12 protein-coding genes are annotated in these 17,147 nt (G+C 60.9%); 8 read left to right on the forward strand and 4 right to left on the reverse strand.

Translation table 11 applies throughout. The features are described 5' to 3' along the window. Nucleotides 1-52: 52 nt before the first annotated feature. Nucleotides 53-817: a WecB/TagA/CpsF family glycosyltransferase gene (locus tag K6T64_RS02320; RefSeq protein WP_288008381.1), complete on the reverse strand. Its 765-nt coding sequence runs from the start codon at nt 815-817 to the stop codon at nt 53-55. Between the two features lie 25 nt (nt 818-842). Then, nucleotides 843-1,943, reverse strand: coding sequence for an LCP family protein (locus K6T64_RS02325; RefSeq protein WP_288008383.1), 1,101 nt, complete (start codon nt 1,941-1,943; stop codon nt 843-845). 183 nt (nt 1,944-2,126) lie between these two features. Here K6T64_RS02325 and K6T64_RS02330 point away from each other — a divergent pair, with 183 nt between their 5' ends. After that, nucleotides 2,127-3,224, forward strand: a complete 1,098-nt coding sequence (locus K6T64_RS02330; protein WP_288008385.1) for a polysaccharide deacetylase family protein — start codon at nt 2,127-2,129, stop codon at nt 3,222-3,224. Between the two features lie 52 nt (nt 3,225-3,276). Here K6T64_RS02330 and K6T64_RS02335 read toward each other — a convergent pair whose 3' ends face one another. Beyond that, a complete protein-coding gene (locus tag K6T64_RS02335) occupies nt 3,277-5,235 on the reverse strand; it encodes a stalk domain-containing protein (protein ID WP_288008387.1) in 1,959 nt (652 codons plus the stop codon). A 169-nt stretch (nt 5,236-5,404) separates the two neighbouring features. Here K6T64_RS02335 and K6T64_RS02340 point away from each other — a divergent pair, with 169 nt between their 5' ends. Beyond that, the gene (locus tag K6T64_RS02340) at nt 5,405-7,096 is read left to right on the forward strand and encodes a methyl-accepting chemotaxis protein (protein WP_288008389.1); all 1,692 of its coding nucleotides are present in this window, start codon (nt 5,405-5,407) and stop codon (nt 7,094-7,096) included. A 99-nt stretch (nt 7,097-7,195) separates the two neighbouring features. On the opposite strand, the gene K6T64_RS02345 is transcribed toward K6T64_RS02340, so the two are convergent. After that, nucleotides 7,196-10,987, reverse strand: coding sequence for an S-layer homology domain-containing protein (locus K6T64_RS02345; protein WP_288008391.1), 3,792 nt, complete (start codon nt 10,985-10,987; stop codon nt 7,196-7,198). An 83-nt stretch (nt 10,988-11,070) separates the two neighbouring features. Between K6T64_RS02345 and K6T64_RS02350 the strand changes: the two genes are divergently transcribed. From K6T64_RS02350 to K6T64_RS02375, 6 genes are all read left to right on the forward strand, one after another. After that, nucleotides 11,071-12,315, forward strand: coding sequence for a lysylphosphatidylglycerol synthase transmembrane domain-containing protein (locus tag K6T64_RS02350; RefSeq protein WP_288008393.1), 1,245 nt, complete (start codon nt 11,071-11,073; stop codon nt 12,313-12,315). 34 nt (nt 12,316-12,349) lie between these two features. Further along, entirely contained in the window at nt 12,350-13,327 is a 978-nt protein-coding gene (locus K6T64_RS02355; RefSeq protein ID WP_288008395.1) for a patatin-like phospholipase family protein, read from the forward strand. Nucleotides 13,328-13,403: 76 nt separating this feature from the next. After that, entirely contained in the window at nt 13,404-14,438 is a 1,035-nt protein-coding gene (locus tag K6T64_RS02360) for an NAD(P)H-dependent flavin oxidoreductase (protein ID WP_100668801.1), read from the forward strand. A gap of 31 nt (nt 14,439-14,469) precedes the next feature. After that, nucleotides 14,470-15,360: an NYN domain-containing protein gene (locus K6T64_RS02365; RefSeq protein WP_157935546.1), complete on the forward strand. Its 891-nt coding sequence runs from the start codon at nt 14,470-14,472 to the stop codon at nt 15,358-15,360. Nucleotides 15,361-15,911: 551 nt separating this feature from the next. Further along, nucleotides 15,912-16,094 (forward strand): aspartyl-phosphate phosphatase Spo0E family protein, encoded by a 183-nt coding sequence (locus K6T64_RS02370; protein WP_170086517.1) that lies wholly within the window; start codon nt 15,912-15,914, stop codon nt 16,092-16,094. Nucleotides 16,095-16,532: 438 nt separating this feature from the next. Next, nucleotides 16,533-17,075 (forward strand): AAA family ATPase, encoded by a 543-nt coding sequence (locus K6T64_RS02375; RefSeq protein WP_288008398.1) that lies wholly within the window; start codon nt 16,533-16,535, stop codon nt 17,073-17,075. Nucleotides 17,076-17,147 lie beyond the last annotated feature (72 nt).

The raw sequence follows: 17,147 nt of genomic DNA on the forward strand, positions 1-17,147 counted from the left end.
CAGCGCCACCCGCGGCACCCATCCGCCTCGGGAGCAACCGAAACGCTGGCGATCACTTTGGGCCCGGCCCACCCCTCCTCCGCATCGTCAGGGCCGCCCCCAGAGCGAGCAGGGCAAAGTGCGGCAACACCAGCTGCCTGCGAATCCGGGACGGCTGACGGATCAGCCGGTACAGCCACTCCAGGTGAAACCGCTGCCAGGCCACAGGAGCCCGCTTGACAGCGCCGCTCCAGACGTCGATGGTGCCACCGATCCCCATCGCCACCCCCACCGGAAGATCCCTGTGCCGAGCGATCCACAGGTCCTGGCGGGGTGCCCCCATCCCGACGAAAAGCAGATGAGGCCGAACTTCGGCGATTTCCTGAAGGATTTCCTTTTCCCCTTGCTGATCAAAATATCCGTGATGTCCATGCCAATCCACCTCGGGGTAATGGCGCCTCAATTCTGCCAAAGCACCGCCCAGGGAAGCGGAAGATGCCCCGAGCAGGTACACCCTCCACTTCCGCTGTCCGGCGAAACCGAGGAGCCGATCGGCCAAATCCGCCCCGGTGACCCGCTCGGGGACTGGAGTCCCCAGCCATTTTGACGCCAAAACCACCCCGATCCCGTCTGCCGTGACCAAATCCGCCCGACGCACCACCTGTGCCACCCCGGGATTCCTCCGGGCCAGCATCACCACCTCGGGGTTGGCGGTCACCACCTGCTTTAAAGGGCCGGCCCCGTTCCATCCATCCACCCACTCGGCGATCCGCTTGGCCGCCTCTTCCAAGGTCACCGGATCAAAGCCCGTTCCCATCACTTCCACCCGCTGCTCCATGACCCCATGGCGACCCCTTTCCCGTTCAACTTCCCGCCTCCCGGGCCTCGGACCGGGCCAGGGACCGGCGCAAAAGATCGACTTCCCGGCGATCCGGGGTGAGATACCACACCCCATCCCGGTTATCCACATAGGAGACGCCGGTCAGCGCCCGGGTGCGAACTGTCACCTGGTCAAAAGGGTACAGGGCAACGGCCAGATTGACAAGGGCCCTGGTGCCAAGATCCGTTTTGATGTGGTCCCTCCAGGTCATGGCCTCCGCCGCCAGGGCGGGCCACAGTCCAGGGTTTGAACTGCGAAGGAAAAGGGCGTGCACCAACTGCAACTGCCGCCGGACCCGGGCCGCGTCCGCCTCGGGATCTCCACGAAACCTCGCGTAATCCAGAGCCCCTTGGCCGTCCAGCCACTGCCGGCCGGGGACGAGATGGATGTGGGTTCCGTCTTCGGGGTCATCGTAATCCATCGCTTTTTCGATATCCACCGGCACCCCGCCAATGCGGTTTACAAGCCGCCGGAACCCTTCAAAATCCACCGTCACCCAGTGGTCGATGGGAACGCCCAACCAGGTTTCCAGAGAGGATTTTAGAAGAGGAATCCCGCCATAAGCGGCGGCGTGGTTAATTTTCGTAAAGCCCACCCCTGGAATCGCCACCCGGGTGTCCCGGGGAATCGAGTACAAAAGAACTTCCCGCCGGGCAGGCCGAACTCCCGCGAGGATGATGGTGTCCGACCGGCCGATCTCTTTCCCCCGCCGATCGACGCCAACGAGAAGCACGTTCATGTTTGGCAGGACGGCTCCGGGGCTTGGCCCAGTGGAAAACGGCCCAGTCCCGGGGGGAGAGGTCCGGGAGTCGGGAGCGAGGGGATCCGGGTTCCTGGAAGAGCTTGGGGTTTGCTCCGACATCGGGGGCTGGGACCCGGAGGCGATCCCGTTCCCCTCGGCGCCGTCCCCGGGCCCCACCCGCCCGATCCACGGAAGGGCCCAAGGGTGTGCCCCTGTATGTCCCGGGACATTGAGGAGACGACCCGGGTGGTTGATGAGACCTGACCCAAGTCCTGCCGGAAGCAGGACGACGCCGATCAACACCCCAAAAAAGACAACAAGCATGCGTCTCCCTTTTCCCACCGGCCCACCTCCCCCCTGGATCGTCCTAGGGCTAGTATGCGCCGAAGCGGGCAAAAGGGGTCTCTGCAGTCATGGGACGGGCACGCAAACTACGCCAACCCTATCCGCTATAATGGAAGAAAAGCAAACCGAGCTGGCAGCTGCTGATGTTCAGCGGATAGCACGGAGAGGGAGAGGGGACCCATGCACCGGAGACGCAGTTCAGGGGCCAAGCACCATCAGGATGGTAAAGCGGGCAAAAAGGTGACCGGGGGGAGGGAGGTGCACTCTCCAAGAGGGACGGCTCAGATACGGAGGCGGTTGGTCCTGTGGGGATTCTCGTTGGCCGTCACCCTGACGGGTTGCACCATGTCTGCGGCAGGACCCGCGCCTTCCGACCACCCTTCCCAGGTCTTGCCGACCCCGGGGCCGCCCCACCTCCCTGTTTCCCAAATTACCCGGGGCGGACAAGCGGAGAGTCAAGCGGCAGGCACGTGGCCAGATACCGGCTCGTTGAGAGGGGAGGCGGCTACTCCCGATCCCCTAGGTGGGTTAACGGATGCTGTATTGAGCCGGGTGAAAGATTCCGGGGTCCTGGTTCCCATCCTGATGTATCATTCGATCTCCCACAACCCGGGGAACCGCCTCTGCGTCGATCCGGCCACTTTCGCGCAACAGATGGAATGGCTCACCCAAAATGGATACACAGCGGTAACCTTGGCCGATCTCCTCAAAGCGTGGACCGGTCGAGAGGTTTTGCCCGCTAAGCCCGTGGTGATCACCTTTGACGACGGGTACAAAGATGTCATGACCGCCGCTTACCCGGTCTTAAAAAAGCTTGGCCTCCGGGCCACAGTTTTTGTGATCACCGGTTCCGTGGGGAAACCGAATTACGTCTCCTGGGAAGATCTTGAGTCCGGGGAGCGGGAGGGAATCTTTGACGTGGAGTCCCATACCGTTCATCACCTGAATCTGGCTTCCTTGCCAAAGCCTTTGGCAATTCAGGAATTGCGGACATCCAAGGTGGCAATTGAAGAACGTTTACATAAACCTGTGTATGCATTATGTTACCCGGCCGGGAGCTACGACCCGGCGGTGGAGAAGGATGCGGAGGAAACGGGGTACTTGGTCGCTGTAACCACCCGTCCAGGCCCCGCCTCTCTGTCCCAGGGCCGTTATGCACTTCACCGCCTGAGAATCTCTGGGGGAGAGAGGTTGACGAATTTCGCAGCGGCGCTTCGGTCCCTGGACATAAAAACCGCCACCGGGCCAGGGGTGGCCGGGCGGGTGACCCAACCATAACGCCGGGCGGCGCCAGGCTGAGCGCCGAGTGCCGCCCCGTTCGATCGGCCCGTTAGGTGGATCCTTTGGATGGCAGGCCGGACTGGATGTCTTGAAGCTGAACACCGAGGATCGTATCGGTTTGACTGAAGGAGGGGACATCGCCGATCGTCCGGCTCCAGGCGTTTTGGTAAAAATATCTGCCAAAAGCGTAGGAAACCGCAAACCCGCCCTCCTGTCCCACGCCGCCAGGGCCGGTGCCGTCGGGCTGCACCCCGATGAACATGGTGTTCGGGTCAGCCCCGGCCACGGTGTAAAAGATTTGGCTATTCCCCAGGCCGCTAATGGTGCCATCCGATGTCACAGTCACCTGGTAGCTCCCCGGAGTCACCCGGGATTTATCCCAGACATCCGTTCCCTTTGGCAACACCCCCAGGCTTCCGGAGAAGCCGGGGAGAACGTTCAAGACCACCGTGACGCCGGGGTCGGGCTGGCTGGCCTCCTGGTCCAGGCGGCGATCCATCTCGTCGCTGAACGCGCTTTCCGTCTGCCCGAAAACCCGGGAAAAAGCCACCTGTTCGGGAGTGCCGTTTTTCACTGCCGTCAAATACTCCCGCACCCGATCCCAGTGGCCCTGGGCCAGGTGTTCCAATGCCACGTACCCCTGCCATTCGGGATTGTAGGCCGGGGTGTGCAAGATCAAGTCTTCGGTAATCCCCGTCAGCGGCCCCAGGAGGCCCTTCTGCCGCCCGTCGATGATCGCCGCTTCGATGCGCTTTTTCCACCCGTCAAGCACTACCGGTGCCTGGAACTTCCCTTGGGCGGCGAGACCCTCGTGCCAGGCCAGCCCTTCGTTGAACCACACGGGGATCCGATTCCCCAGGCCATTTTGATCCAGGTAGACGTGAGTCAGTTCATGGGCGAGCACATTGGCGATCTGGGCGTCGTCCGCCACGACATAGAGAGGCAGGTAAATTTCGTTGCCAAAAGCTGCCCCGCTGGTGATATCCGAAAAGGTCTCCACCTGATCGGGACTCATCCCGGCGGCGGCCAGGGCTTTGCTAAACCCGTCCTTCGTGATCACCAAATGGATGTGCACCGGTTGAGTGAAGTCCCCGGGGAGATCCTGGCGCAGCCGATCATAAATGCCCGCATCCTGGATCAAGGCCCGGATCTTGTTCACTTGACCGATCGTCACTCCGGGCTCGGCGCTTTGTACATCGATCAAGTTCGCCACGACGTCCGGATTCGGACTGTCGGCACCCGGTCCGCCCCCGGCTGTGGGAACCCCGCTTTGGCCAGGAGTGGGGGGTTGGCCCGAAGTGCCACTCTGGCCGGGACTGCTGCTTTGGCCGGGGTTGCCGTTTTGACCAGGACCGCCGCTTTGACCAGAGGTGCCACTTTGGCCAGGGCTGCCCGTCTGGCCTTCCTGTCCGGGGGAGCCCCCCTGGCCGGAGGTTCCAGTCTGACCGGAGGTGCCCGTCTGGCCGGAAGTCCCGGTCTGTCCGGCGTTGCCCGTCTGCGGGGAGCCACCTGTTCCCGAAGATGGCGGGGTCACAATGAACACCGCCTGTTGAACCCCGTCCCAGTTCACCTGTTCTCCCAACGCCTCGGCCACCGCCCGCAGGGGTACCATCGTCCGGTCCCTCACCAGCTCCGCGGGGACGTCGAGGCGAACTTCCGAGCCATCTTTGTACAACACATTGCGGCCGATCGGAATCTCAATATGCACCGGGCCGCGATCAACGGTCGCGGTCTTCTGCCTTTCATTCCACGAGACGGAAGCGCCGAGACTTTCCGCCACCGCTCGCACCGGAACCATAACCCGGTCGCGGACTATGTATGGGGGAACGTCGTTCGTCAACCGTTTGCCGTCCACGTACAACGCCGGATGATCGGCGGCCGCCTGGGACACGCCCGGACTTATCAGACATGACCCCAGAACGAGCAACGGCGCAACCGCCCACCCGGGTCGGCGCACCTTCCCGGTGAGGCCATTGCGGCGCCCGGTCCACCGCGAGCTGATTTGCACGAAGGACCCTCCTCCTCTCCCTTTTTCATCCTAACGGATTTCTTCCAACCGCACAACTGCCGACGGAAAACAATGGATGAGGCGGTGCAGGGAACCGTCTGGAGGCGGACGAATTTTGTGAAACAGACATCTGGCGATCAATAGGCCGCAAGATAGGAGGGACAAGTAGGTGAAAATTCGTTCAAAGCTCGCAGTGGGATTCTCGGTCTTATTGGTGCTTATGGTGGTTCAGGCGGTGATGGCGTATATCCAGCTCAATCTGATGCGAAACAATCACCAGTTTGTGGTAAACAATTCGATTCCCGTGATTCAGGCGACAAACAACCTTATGGTCGACCTGCTCAACGAAGAAACAGGAACCCGGGGATTCCTCCTCACCGGAGATCAGTATTTCCTGCAGCCGTATCTCAGTGGCCGCGATCAACTCAAAAAAGACCTCGAGTATCTCCAGTCGCACAGCGATGCGTACCCCAAACTGAAAGAACTGTTGAATGCCGAAGCCGTCCCGAAGATCAACCGGGTTCAGGATTATTTTCAACAAGAGATCGACCTGGCCAAAGCGGGGAAGATGGACGAGGCCCGGGCCAACTTCGCCGGCGGGAAAGTGTACATGGATGATTTTCGCGCCACCTACGCCGATATTGCGAATGAGATTCAAAATGTGCTGAACAGTGCAGCCGCTAAAGTGGAAAAAGCGTACCTGCAGGAACGGTTGGTTCTCGGCGTGCTCTCCGCGGCCTCCATTGTCATCGCCATTGCCTTTGCGGTGGGCACTGCAGCGAACATCGTGGTGCCCATTCAACGGGTCAGCACCCGGATGAAGGAAATGGCGCTGCAGGGCGGGGATCTCACCCAGCGCATCGAGGTCAAGGGCAAGGACGAGGTGGCCGACTTGGCCCGTTCTTTCAACCAGATGCTGGACAGTATCCAGGACATCCTGCGCCAGGTTCTGGCCAGCACCGAGCAGGTGGCGGCGACCTCGGAACAATTGACCGCGGGAGCCGAACAGGTGGGCCAAGGGGCGACGGAGATTTCGAACTCCATCCAGGCCATCGCCGAGGGGGCGGACGTACAGCTTCAGGCGATCCGCCAAGCGTCCGAAACCATGCGCCAGATGACGGCAGGCGTACAACAGGCGGCGGAATCAGCGCAGAATGTGACGGTGCTGGCGGCGGGCTCCGCCGAAGCGGCCGAAGGCGGCAGGGCCATGGTGAAACAGATCACCGAGCAGATGGAACACATCGAGGAAGCGGTGAGCCGGACGGCCCAGGCGGTCCACGACCTGGACGAGCATTCGGCGAAGATCGGTTCCATCGTGGGGGTCATTCAGAGTTTGGCGGAACAGACGAACCTGCTGGCCCTGAACGCGGCGATCGAGGCAGCCCGGGCAGGAGATCAGGGTCGGGGCTTTGCCGTGGTGGCCGGGGAGATTCGCAAGCTGGCCGAGCAGTCATCGTCGGCAGCGGGAGAGATCAAAGCCCTCATTGACACGATCCAGGCCCACCAGGCCGAGGCGGTGGCCGCCATGGAGCGGGGGACGGACAGCGTGGCCACGGGCACTCGCACCGTGGAGCAGGCCGGGGAGACCTTCACGAGCATTCTTGAGAATGTACAAGGGGTCACGAACCGCATCCAGGACATGTCGGCCATTGTGGAGGAGCTCTCCGCCGGTACCGATCAGATCCTGCACGGTTCGTCCGAGATCGTCACCACCGCCCAGAAAACCGCGGGAGAAGTTCAGACCGTATCGGCGGCGGTCGAGGAACAGACGGCCTCCATCGAGGAAATCACCGCCTCCGCCAAGGCCCTGGCCGGCATGGCGGAGGAGTTGTTGCAGGTGGTCCGCCGGTTTAAGGTGTGACCAAGTGGGTCCGAAGGGCCTGCAAGAAAGGCTGTCCCCGGCGGCTTGACCGCCCGAGGACAGCCTTTTTGATTCCGTCACCCTGCGCTCTCAGGGGGATTACAGCTTTTTCAGTTGCTTCATCACGTTATAAGCGATGGCCGCCGCTTCCGCCCGGGTGAGCTGGCTGTTCGGGTTAAAATACATCACCGGTTTGCTCCCTCGGCCCGTGGTCACCGACCCCGGGGCTGGGGACCCCTCCATAATCTTTTTCTGGCTCACGGCGAGCACCGCCGGCGCCGCGTAGAGGTCCACCGAATTAGCATCGCCGTACAACCGGGACAGGGCAGCTTTCGCCGACACGCCATCGGTCATCTTGAGGTTCATCGCCGCCGCGATCATCGTCGCCGCCTCCTGACGGCTCAGCGGATCACCAGGCCGGAAAATGTTCGGCCCCGCGCCGTGAACAATGCCTTTTCGCGCGGCGGTCTCGATGTACCGGTAGTCATACAGGCCCCCCGTGGCCTGGCCCACGTCAATAAACAGGCGGTGATTGGGATCGTAATCCAGCGGGAGCCCCAGCATCTTGACCACCATGGTTGTGAACTCGCCCCGGGTGATCGGCACGTCAGGATTAAAGGCGTCCACCAAAGCGGGGTCGTTGGTCATGATTCCTTTTGAATACATGGTTTCGAGGTAATCCTTGGCCCAGGGATGGGACGCCACGTCCTGATAGGAGTAAACCTCCTTGGCCACCACGTAGTACCCAAAATGCCGGAAGGGCACGGAAATGGTGTGGCTGGAGAGGTTCACGACCCCTCCGATGTTCCGCCAGGGATTGGACGAGATGCCGTTTTGCACCGCGCTCATGTCCAGATAAAAGACTGTGAGCCGCCCGGCCTCCTGATTGCGGATGAGCGGGTCATAGGCCAGGGTCAACGTTCCTTCTTTCGTGGGCTGCATCCAATCGTTCGCTCCGCCGTTGGGTCCCCCCCGCTGGACAAACCCGTTGCCTGCGTTAAAGGGATCGATCCCGCCGGCGGGCACAAAGGGTGGCAATCCCAAGTCTTCTGTGTTGAAGTTTTTGGGGCCAGCGTCGATCCAGTACACCGGACTCGCCACCGCCCAGCCCCCGGCGGGCAGTTGATCCGGGACTTTCGCGAAGGGATTCCCGTTTGACGAAGCGTTCGGACCGCTAATGGAGCCGGTTTGGGGGTCGGCGATGCCAAACAGGAGATACCGGTCGTTGGTCGCCCCGTCCCCGGGCATGATCTCGCTCCCTTCGGCCACCGCATTGGCCAGCATCGTGTTTCTGGGGAATTTCAAAGACACCTGTTTGTCAAATACGCTGATGGAGGTAGATTTGCCAAAATAGGCTTTCGCCTGGCCGTAGGTGAGGGCCTGGTCCAGATTATTGACCAACAAGGTGCCCTTCTCGTTCGCCGAACCCGACTGAACGGTGAAAGCAATTTTGTTCAATCCGGTCTTGAGATTCTGCAGCTCCACCCCGTAATACCACTGGCTTCCGTCCGCACCGGGCGGATTCTTCCACTGTACCGCCTGCTGGCGATTGATCGTTACCGCGTCCGCCGGCGACGGGGTGGCAATGATCACATCCAGGAAGTTCTGATTGACTTGAACCGGTTGGGTAAGATCCACGGGATCGCTCAAGGGCTTGTTCGGGGTGGACCCGGGCCCGTTAAAGAGATAAACCTGGTAGGGTTTAAGTTGGTTAGCCACAAGTAAAGTCTGCGTCACCTGCTGACCAATGGCGCGCCCATCCGCTGAGATGGAGTACGCCGTGACTTTAAAGCTGGTGGTCTGATTGGCGGGCATGGCAACCCCCAGCCAGTTCCCATTGCCCGAATCCCGGCTCGAAATCCGCAGGCTCATCGTGCCGGTATTGTCCACGGAAATCTCGCGAACGACATCCCCTTGGTAATACCAAGTGAGCCCATTCAACGAAGATGACGTGTAACCGGTCTGGTTCGGGTTATTGGTGGACAGCGTGGTCAGCAACTGTCCATTTTTATACAGATCGATGCGGTTGACCTGGTTGGGGCCGGTCCCCACAGGGCCGACCTTCAGTTCCAGATCCACCCGCTGGGAGGACGTGCTATAAGTATTCGTGGTGGCATCATAAGGAAGAACGGTCCCGTCGGCCGGGGATACCGCCTGAAAACCGGTGATCGCCAAATTCGACGGGCTTGCCTTGTAAATGGTCAAGGTGGAACTCACCCGAACGTGACTGGTCGGGTCCTCCGCGCTGAACGTGAAGGTATTGGCTCCCTCGCTCAGTTGAACATTGCCCACCTGATACGTGTTTCCGGACTGGGAGAGCGCCAGGTTCAGCCCGTTCACGGAGCCGGACACCTGGGGCATCTGGCTGAAGTTGATCGGTGTCACCGTTACCGAGACGGGATCGCCTTTTTGGACCACCGCGCCGTCCGAGAGGGTCTGGCCGGCCTGCTTTACTTCCACCTGGAGCATGGGCGAGAGCTGCACCACCGTGTGCAGGACAAAATCCTGGGGGACACCGGGCATGGAGATGACCAGGTTATAGTCCCCGGAGGGCAGAACGCCGGAGCCGAATTCGATCACCGCGGTGTTCGGCTGTCCGGAGAGCGTCCCGATTGTGGCGGACACGTTGTTCGCAATCACGTTGCCTTGGGCATCCTTGGCTTGGATCTTTATTTGGCTAAAATCGGGGGTCCCGGTGAAGTTGTTCAAAGACAGCGCCAGGTCGACAGGCGCCTGAGAGACGGTCCAAGGATCGGCGACAGGCATCGACTGGGCGGCCTGAACGGTGCTACCCGCCCAAGTCACTCCAAACAGTTGCGCCGGATTACCCCAGTAGGGTTGAGTGGTGTCCACGTAGGTGAACGCATAGTCGCCGACCGCACTCTGGTTAGTCGTCCCGTTTACCGTCACCCGCACCTGGAGAGTGTGATCCGGCGCTGACCCCGGGAGGGTCGAAAGGGGTAGACTCCAGCCCCACACCTGAAGGGGGCTAGAAGCGCCCCACTGGGTCATCTCTTTGATCGTGCCGGACGCCGAGATAGAAGTGACGGGTTGGTATGGGCCGTTATCCACCGAGACTTCCACCGTGGGTGGAGTGGTCGCGGAGCCGGGTGCCGCCAATTGGCCCTTGACCGTGAGAGGCTGGGAGCCCGTCACCCGCGCTTTCTGCCCTGCCCACAGGGAGGTAACCTGGCCGTCGTTACTGGTCAGCGTCACACCGAAGGGGGCCGACTTCGTGGCGGGGTCGAGGAGGACCACCGACTTTTGCACGGCAACCGACCGCTGGGCGTTAGCCGCGACGATGGTGACCGGGGTTTCCCCGGGACTCAGTTTTAGGGTGGTCGTCCAGGTTTGTTTCGTCCCCACCGGCGACCCGAATACACTGGTTCCGTTCACAGTGCTCCGGGTGGCATTTTCCGTGTCGTACTGAAGACTGACCGGGCTGGATTCAACGGCGACGGTGGAATCCGAATCGATGTTCGTCCCCAGCACTTGAATATTGCTGAGGCGGGGATTGTTGAGAAAGTTGACGTAATACGTTTGTGATTGCACCTGAAGATTTCCCGAGGTGCCGAGAAAGGAAATCAGGTTGAGCCCCGGGTTCAGCACGACGCCTGGAAAGGTCGCCTGATTCCCTTGAATCTGGGGATTCTCATAGGTGTTGATCGCCTGGGAACCGTCGGGTTGCACCAGACATTTGATATCCACCACGTTGTTGAAGGTCACGGTCACATCCATGACCTTCGAATTCGTCGACAGGGCCGCATCGCTACTGGTGGGCAGATTCGCCGTCAGCGACCAGGTGTCGGCCAGGGCCCCCACCGGCGCCGCGGTGAGAGCCATCAGCCAGACCAGCAGCCATGCGACCCAGCGCACATTCCGCTTTTTCATGGCCTCCCCCTCCCTCAAAATATGTCATACTAAGCTTCAGCAGGGGAAGATCCCATCCCTGCCCGAGTGAGGAGGATCGCTCAGTGGCCGATCAGCTGTCCCAAGATTTACCCCGGGAACCGGGGACCACCAATCGCATATGGCTATGGATCTGGCTCGGTGCCTTGGTGCTCGGAGTCTCTGTGGCCCTTTGGTTTTATCGGGATGAGCTTTGGCATATCCTGGACGTGATCCGGCACGCCTCGCCCGCCGGGACCCTTTTGGCGGTGGCGTGCGAGACGGGGTTCCTCCTAACTTACTGGGATCTGGTGGGCCGGCTGTACCGGGCGGCGGGCACCCCGGTGCCGCGAGGGGCATTGTTTCGCCTGCTCCTTGTCTCCGGTGTCGTCGACCGGTTGCTTCCAACCGCCGGCACCAGCACCATCGCCGTCCTGGCGGTGGCCGGGGCCCGATGGGGGGTCACTTGGGCAAGTACATTGTGGATGATGGGCTTGTTTACTTCCCTGGGGCTGGTGGCGACTTTGTTGATTGTGGCCCTGTCGGTGGTCCTTTTGTCCACCTTTGACATTCCTTTGCCGCCCTCTATTCATCAGGCGTTGCTCGTCGGCCGGTGGGCGGCGATCGGCGGCGTGGTGCTTGGGGCGGGGTTCCTATGGACACCGGTTCGCCGCCGGGCGGTCCGGCGAATCGTGCATTGGATCGGCGGGTTGATCGATTGGTGGAAAGCTCACGAACCCGCCTGGTGGAAGCGATGGCGGGCCCGGCGCAGGCGCCGGACAAGCACGGGTTCCCCAAATGCCGGGGCCGCGGAACTTTTTGGCGGGATCTCTCCGACCCAAGCCACCCCGGCCCCGGCCTCCCCCGGGGTACCCCGTCGGCGGCGCAGAATCTGGGACCCGGAGGAGCGGTTTCGCGCCTTTGAGGCCACTTGGGAGCGAATCCGAAAAGAACCCGGATTGTGGGGCGTTGCGCTGGCCGAGAATCTTCTGCTCTACGTGCTGCGCATCGGCACCTTGGCTTCCTTCATGTCGGCTTTGCACATTTCGTTGCCCTGGCACCACTTGATCGCCGGATATGGCCTTGTGGTCCTTCTGGTCAACTTGTCGGCCCTGCCCTTTTCCCTGGGAATCTTCGAAGTGTCCATGGCCGCCCTGTACCACTGGTTGGGCGTCCCCTGGACCCAGTCCTGGGCGTTGACCTTGGCGTATCGGGGGATCACCTTCTGGTTGCCGATTCCCCTGGGACTGCTGGCCATGGTGAGGTGGCCCGGTCAGCCGCCGTCCCCGGGTGCCGGGTCTTATCGAAACGCCGGGGAGCCATCGGAGTAGTGAGCCTCAGAGCGAAGTGGGCGGTGAAAGCAAAATGAAAATGGTGGGTTTGGCGTTGTCCGGAGGAGCCGCGGCGTCGGCGGCCCACGTCGGGGTCATACGGGCTTTCGAAGAAGCCGGGTATGTCATCACCCATATGTCGGGTACCTCGGGAGGCGCCCTGGTCGCCGGGCTGTGGGCCGCCGGGTACGAGAGCCGGGAGTTGCGGGGCCTCCTCGATCGCTTGGAGCGGCGGCATTTTGATGTGGACTGGAGAAGACTCGCCCGGCGGCGGCTCCTCCGCCAACGAGGGGAATGGCTGGGGTTTTTTCGTGCATCCCGTTTGGAACGATGGCTTGCCTCTCTCACGGATTTTCGTATAATGCGGGATCTTCCCCGCCCCGTCGCGCTCTCCGCCGTGGATCTCAGCCGGGGACGGGAAGTGATCTTCGCGTCCCGCCCCCTTGGTGACGTGCTGCCCCCTCGAACTGACGGGTCATCGGAGGACGCACCGGGTCATGGGAAGGACGGGACCCCCTTGGAACCGGCAACGGAAAGGCAGATCAAGGACGCCGATGGGGCTGAATCGGCCTTTCGTGGACCAAGGGGCCTGCACTGGGAGGTTATTCAAGAGATTCCGGCTTCTCTCGCCCTCTTGGCCAGTTCAGCCGTCCCGGTGATTTTTCAACCGGTGGTATGGAAAGATCGGGTTTTCGTGGATGGGGGACTGCTCGACAATTGCCCGGTGGCTCCCCTTCGGGCGCTCGGGGCCCCGACCGCGGTGGCGGTGGATCTCGTCAGCCCTTGGGGTTGGCGGCCTCAGCGGCGGTTCGACGGCCCGATCTCCATCCTGTTTCGCTCCGTGAACGTGATTTTGGCCCATCAGAGCCGTACGGCTCACCTCGCCGCCGATTGGGTCATCCATCCCGAAATCCCCCCCATCGCCGTGAACGACTTCCGTCGCCTGGGCGAAATCGCCGATGCGGCTTATGAATGGACTTGTCGAACTTTGGAGAAACAGCGAGAAGGATAACGGATATTCTTCCCCCAAGGCGCATATAATGATACATTGAGTGTGGAGATAGGTCTGTGTCAGTGAGGTGACGAATATGCCGGGAAATTGGGACGAAGATGAGTGGGGATTTCGCCTCTGTCAGGTATTGGAGATTCGCTACCCCATCCTGGAAGGGGGGTTGGCCCACGTCGGAAATGGCCGGTTGGCGGCAGCGATATCTGAAGCCGGAGGTTTCGGCCAGGTGGGATCGGCGGGACGCAGCCCGGAACAGTTTGCCGAAGAGATTACATTGGCCGCGTCCTTGACCACAAAACCCTTTGGTGTGAACATTCCCATCAGCGAACGAAAAGATAATCGCCCTTATTTTGACGTTATCGATCAACATCGCCGCGCCATCGCTGCGGTGAGCTTATCGGCGGGCAATCCCCGGCCTCTCATTCCGCAATTTAAAGAAATGGGACTTCGGGTGATCGTGCTCACCTCCACCGTCTCCCAGGCCCTGAAGGCGGCCGAGGGGGGAGCCGACGTCGTGGTGTGCGAAGGGTTTGAAGCGGGCGGCCACAACGGCCCGGCGGAAATCACGACGATGGCGCTCGTTCCCCAGGTGGTGCGGGCCCTCCGGGAGAGGGGCCGGGATGTGCCGGTGGCAGCAGCGGGGGGGATTGCGTCGGGGGAACAGATGGCGGCGGCTCTCATGCTCGGCGCCGACGGGGTCCAGATCGGCACGCTGTTTGTCGCCACGGAGGAATGTGAAGCCCACCCGGCCTATAAGCGCACCCTGGTGGAGGCCGGCGATGAAGCGACCGTGGTCATCGAACGGAGTCAGGGGCGGGTGACCCGGGTGTTGCGGAGTCCTTTCACAGAGAGAATTCTCGATCTGGAGAAACAGCGACCGTCTATGGAAGAGTTGTTGCCCTTTATCGTGGGGAGGAACAACCGGATTGCGGCCATTGAAGGGCATATGGATGAAGGGTATGTCAACGCCGGCCAGGGAGTGGGACTGATTCACTCGGTCCGGTCCGCCGGGGACGTGGTCCGGGACCTGGCAGCAGAGGCTGCCCGGGTGTTGCGCCGGGGTCCCACATGGGCCGAATGGCTGGAAGGGGTCGACGGGGTTCGTCCAGTATGAAGGCATACGACGTATTCTGGAGGGGATTGTGGTGGAACGCAATAGTTTGGCGTGGGTCCATTGGGAGCAATTAGGGGAAATCGTGCACCGAGGTGTGGGGAAAGAACTGGATTTTGACCAATTGTCTCGGGTGATTAAGGAGATCTGCGGCCTGCAGGGCCACTGGTGCGGAACGTTGGCTTATGGGGATTTTGACCGGGGAGATTACGGATTGCAAACCCGGCTGCTTCAGGTCGGGATTCAGCCCCGGCACGTGGCCGCCCGAGAGGCAGGAGAATTTCACCGGGACGCCGTCGCCCTGGAGTTGTCCTTGGATGCGCTCGAAAGTGTACATACGCTCCCCCACATCACCGATCATTTGTTTGTGGGTGGAGACATCAGCTGGGTGCCGCTTTTCCGCAGGTTGACCCAGCACGGGAAACATATTCATTTATGTGGCTTTCAAAGTTATACTCACCGGGCGCTGCGGGAATGGGCGGAAACCTTCACCGCCCTGGACCACCGGGAGGAAATCACCCGGGACCGGATTCGGGAAGCGGGGCCGCAGATCTCAGAAGGAGATCTGGAACAGGTCATTCACGTCCTGGCTGGAATGCAGGAACGGCTTCCCTTTGTGGGGTTTGGTTTGTTGCAGCGGGAACTGACCCGGCGCTACCCTTACCGCTTCGGGTTTGAAGACATTCTGAACGCAGCGAAGAATGAAGGGATTCTTGAGGTCTACAAAGTGCCGAATCCGAACAACCCAGATTTTCCCACCACCGCCGTGCGTCTGAATCGGGAGCATCCTTTGGTGCGGGAGACTTTGGGGGCGGAGGCACTCAACGCTTTAGAAGAGTTGCGGGGATTCGGGGATGGGACGGAAAGTCCCGACGAAGACTATATGGATGCAGACCCCGGTGAATTCGATCAACGGGACGACTGAAACCTTTTGACCGGCAGCGTGTGTCCTTGCCTGCCGGTGAGCGACCGGGGCACCCGGGCCGGCGCGGACGCGCCGGTGCCTGCTCCAGAAACCCGGGAAGCCGGCCATTGTTCCGACCGGCCGGCTGACCCCGGTTCACCGCTACGGCGCTGTGGCCCGAATCCGCCGCCAAGGTGGCCAGGGCCATAGCGCCCAGTCGTCTTTGGTGAAAGCTTTCGTTCCTCCTTTATCAAATGTTACCAACACCGTTCCGGCGGAAGATGAAAGGACCCGCCCTTTTCCATATCGGAGGTGCCAAATCTGATCCCCGTCGTCAAAATATTTGATCACGGACTCTCCCCCCTCTGCTTGCACCATCAGGTATGTGCCGGGGCCGGTCGAATTATGCGCCAGACCTTGAGGCTTGTCGAAGGCGATCAGAAAAAGTCGAAAGTCTGTATATTTCAATATATAGCCTTCACCGACAAACCGTTGTATAATACCTCCGTATGCAAGCGGCAAGACCCTACTCGCGCATCTGGCCATCTTTTGTTTTAAGGAGGGAATTATGCATGTTGGTGGTGGCGGACCAGATCAGCCAGCTTCGGGCCGAATTGGTCCAGTTGTTCGAACAGTGCAATGGGCGTTTAACCGATCCTCAGATGGTGAGAAAAAGCCAACAACTCGACCATCTGGTGGTGTTCGTTCAGAGGAGGCGCCTCGAAGAACACAATCAGCAATATATCGCGACCTAGGCGAATGTTGGCATAGGGGATCGAAACGCCCGACCTATCTCGACCAAAACAGCCATGGCACGACCCGGAGGTCGAAATCCGGTACGTGGCGACGATGCTTCTTTTGGTCGTTGTTCATCGACTGGTCCGCTGATTGTCCTGAGAGATTCCGGTTCCGCCCACGAACCGAGCTCCGAGTTCCTGCGATACATATGCCTTATGCGGGCATGTCGTCCGTCGGCAGTCGCGGTCAAGGGCACAGGAGGTGTCGGGAGCTTTAACCGAACAGTCGTGGTCAGGGGAAGACCAGGGGGAGGAATCGACGCAATCTTAAAGGCGTGACGCGGGTGGGCAGTCAATTCGGCAATCGTTTCGGCGGATGTCGGCCAAAAACCGGCGCCGCCGTTTTTGTCTCCCTGCGGACATGCCAATAGAGACAATATGGATGGGGTGAAGACGGTGACGGCGGCGATGCGACCTGGGACGTCGATTTTGATCGTGGGGGCCATGGGGGTCGGAAAGACGACCACCGCCCAGGTTCTGGAGCAAAACTACGGGTATCGCAGGTATTCTCTGGCCGAGCCGATCCATCGGGTGGTGGAGACAGCGTTCCCTTGGCTGAAAGATGAAGCCAAATCGATCCGCCGGATTTACTTGCAGAGAACCGGCGCGTTTTTGCGCAGCTTCGTGCCCAACCCGATTCTCCGACATGCAGAGGCGGCGTTGGAGAACAGCACTGGCCCCCTGGTCATCGACGACGGACGGACAGTGGAAGAGGCGGAGTGGGCGAGGGAACGGGGCATGGCGGTGGTGGTCCTGACCTGTGAAAACGATGAACGTCGCCGGCGGCTTTTGGCCCGGGACGGGGCGCTCCCCGGCCCCATCGCCTTTAAAGATGCCACCGAGCAGGAGTGGACCCGGGTTCAGGCACCTCGGGTGGATACCACCCATCTCAGCCCTGCCGAAGCTGCCCTGGCCCTTCTGTCCGCCATCGATCATTAAAGGGCCACGGCGGTAAACCGAACGAGTTCCAGATCGGACGAGTTCCAAAGTGGAGGCACCACCCGGCCCCCG

It is taken from the genome of Kyrpidia sp., from assembly GCF_023512215.1.
Classification (GTDB): domain Bacteria; phylum Bacillota; class Bacilli; order Kyrpidiales; family Kyrpidiaceae; genus Kyrpidia; species Kyrpidia spormannii.

Excerpts from the sequence above, each read along its gene's own strand:
- K6T64_RS02320 (WP_288008381.1), bottom strand. The coding sequence starts at position 817 with ATGGAGCAGCGGGTGGAAGTGATGGGAACGGGCTTTGATCCGGTGACC.
- K6T64_RS02330 (WP_288008385.1), top strand. The coding sequence starts at position 2,127 with ATGCACCGGAGACGCAGTTCAGGGGCCAAGCACCATCAGGATGGTAAA.
- K6T64_RS02345 (WP_288008391.1), bottom strand. The coding sequence starts at position 10,987 with ATGAAAAAGCGGAATGTGCGCTGGGTCGCATGGCTGCTGGTCTGGCTG.
- K6T64_RS02355 (WP_288008395.1), top strand. The coding sequence starts at position 12,350 with ATGAAAATGGTGGGTTTGGCGTTGTCCGGAGGAGCCGCGGCGTCGGCG.
- K6T64_RS02360 (WP_100668801.1), top strand. The coding sequence starts at position 13,404 with ATGCCGGGAAATTGGGACGAAGATGAGTGGGGATTTCGCCTCTGTCAG.
- K6T64_RS02370 (WP_170086517.1), top strand. The coding sequence starts at position 15,912 with ATGTTGGTGGTGGCGGACCAGATCAGCCAGCTTCGGGCCGAATTGGTC.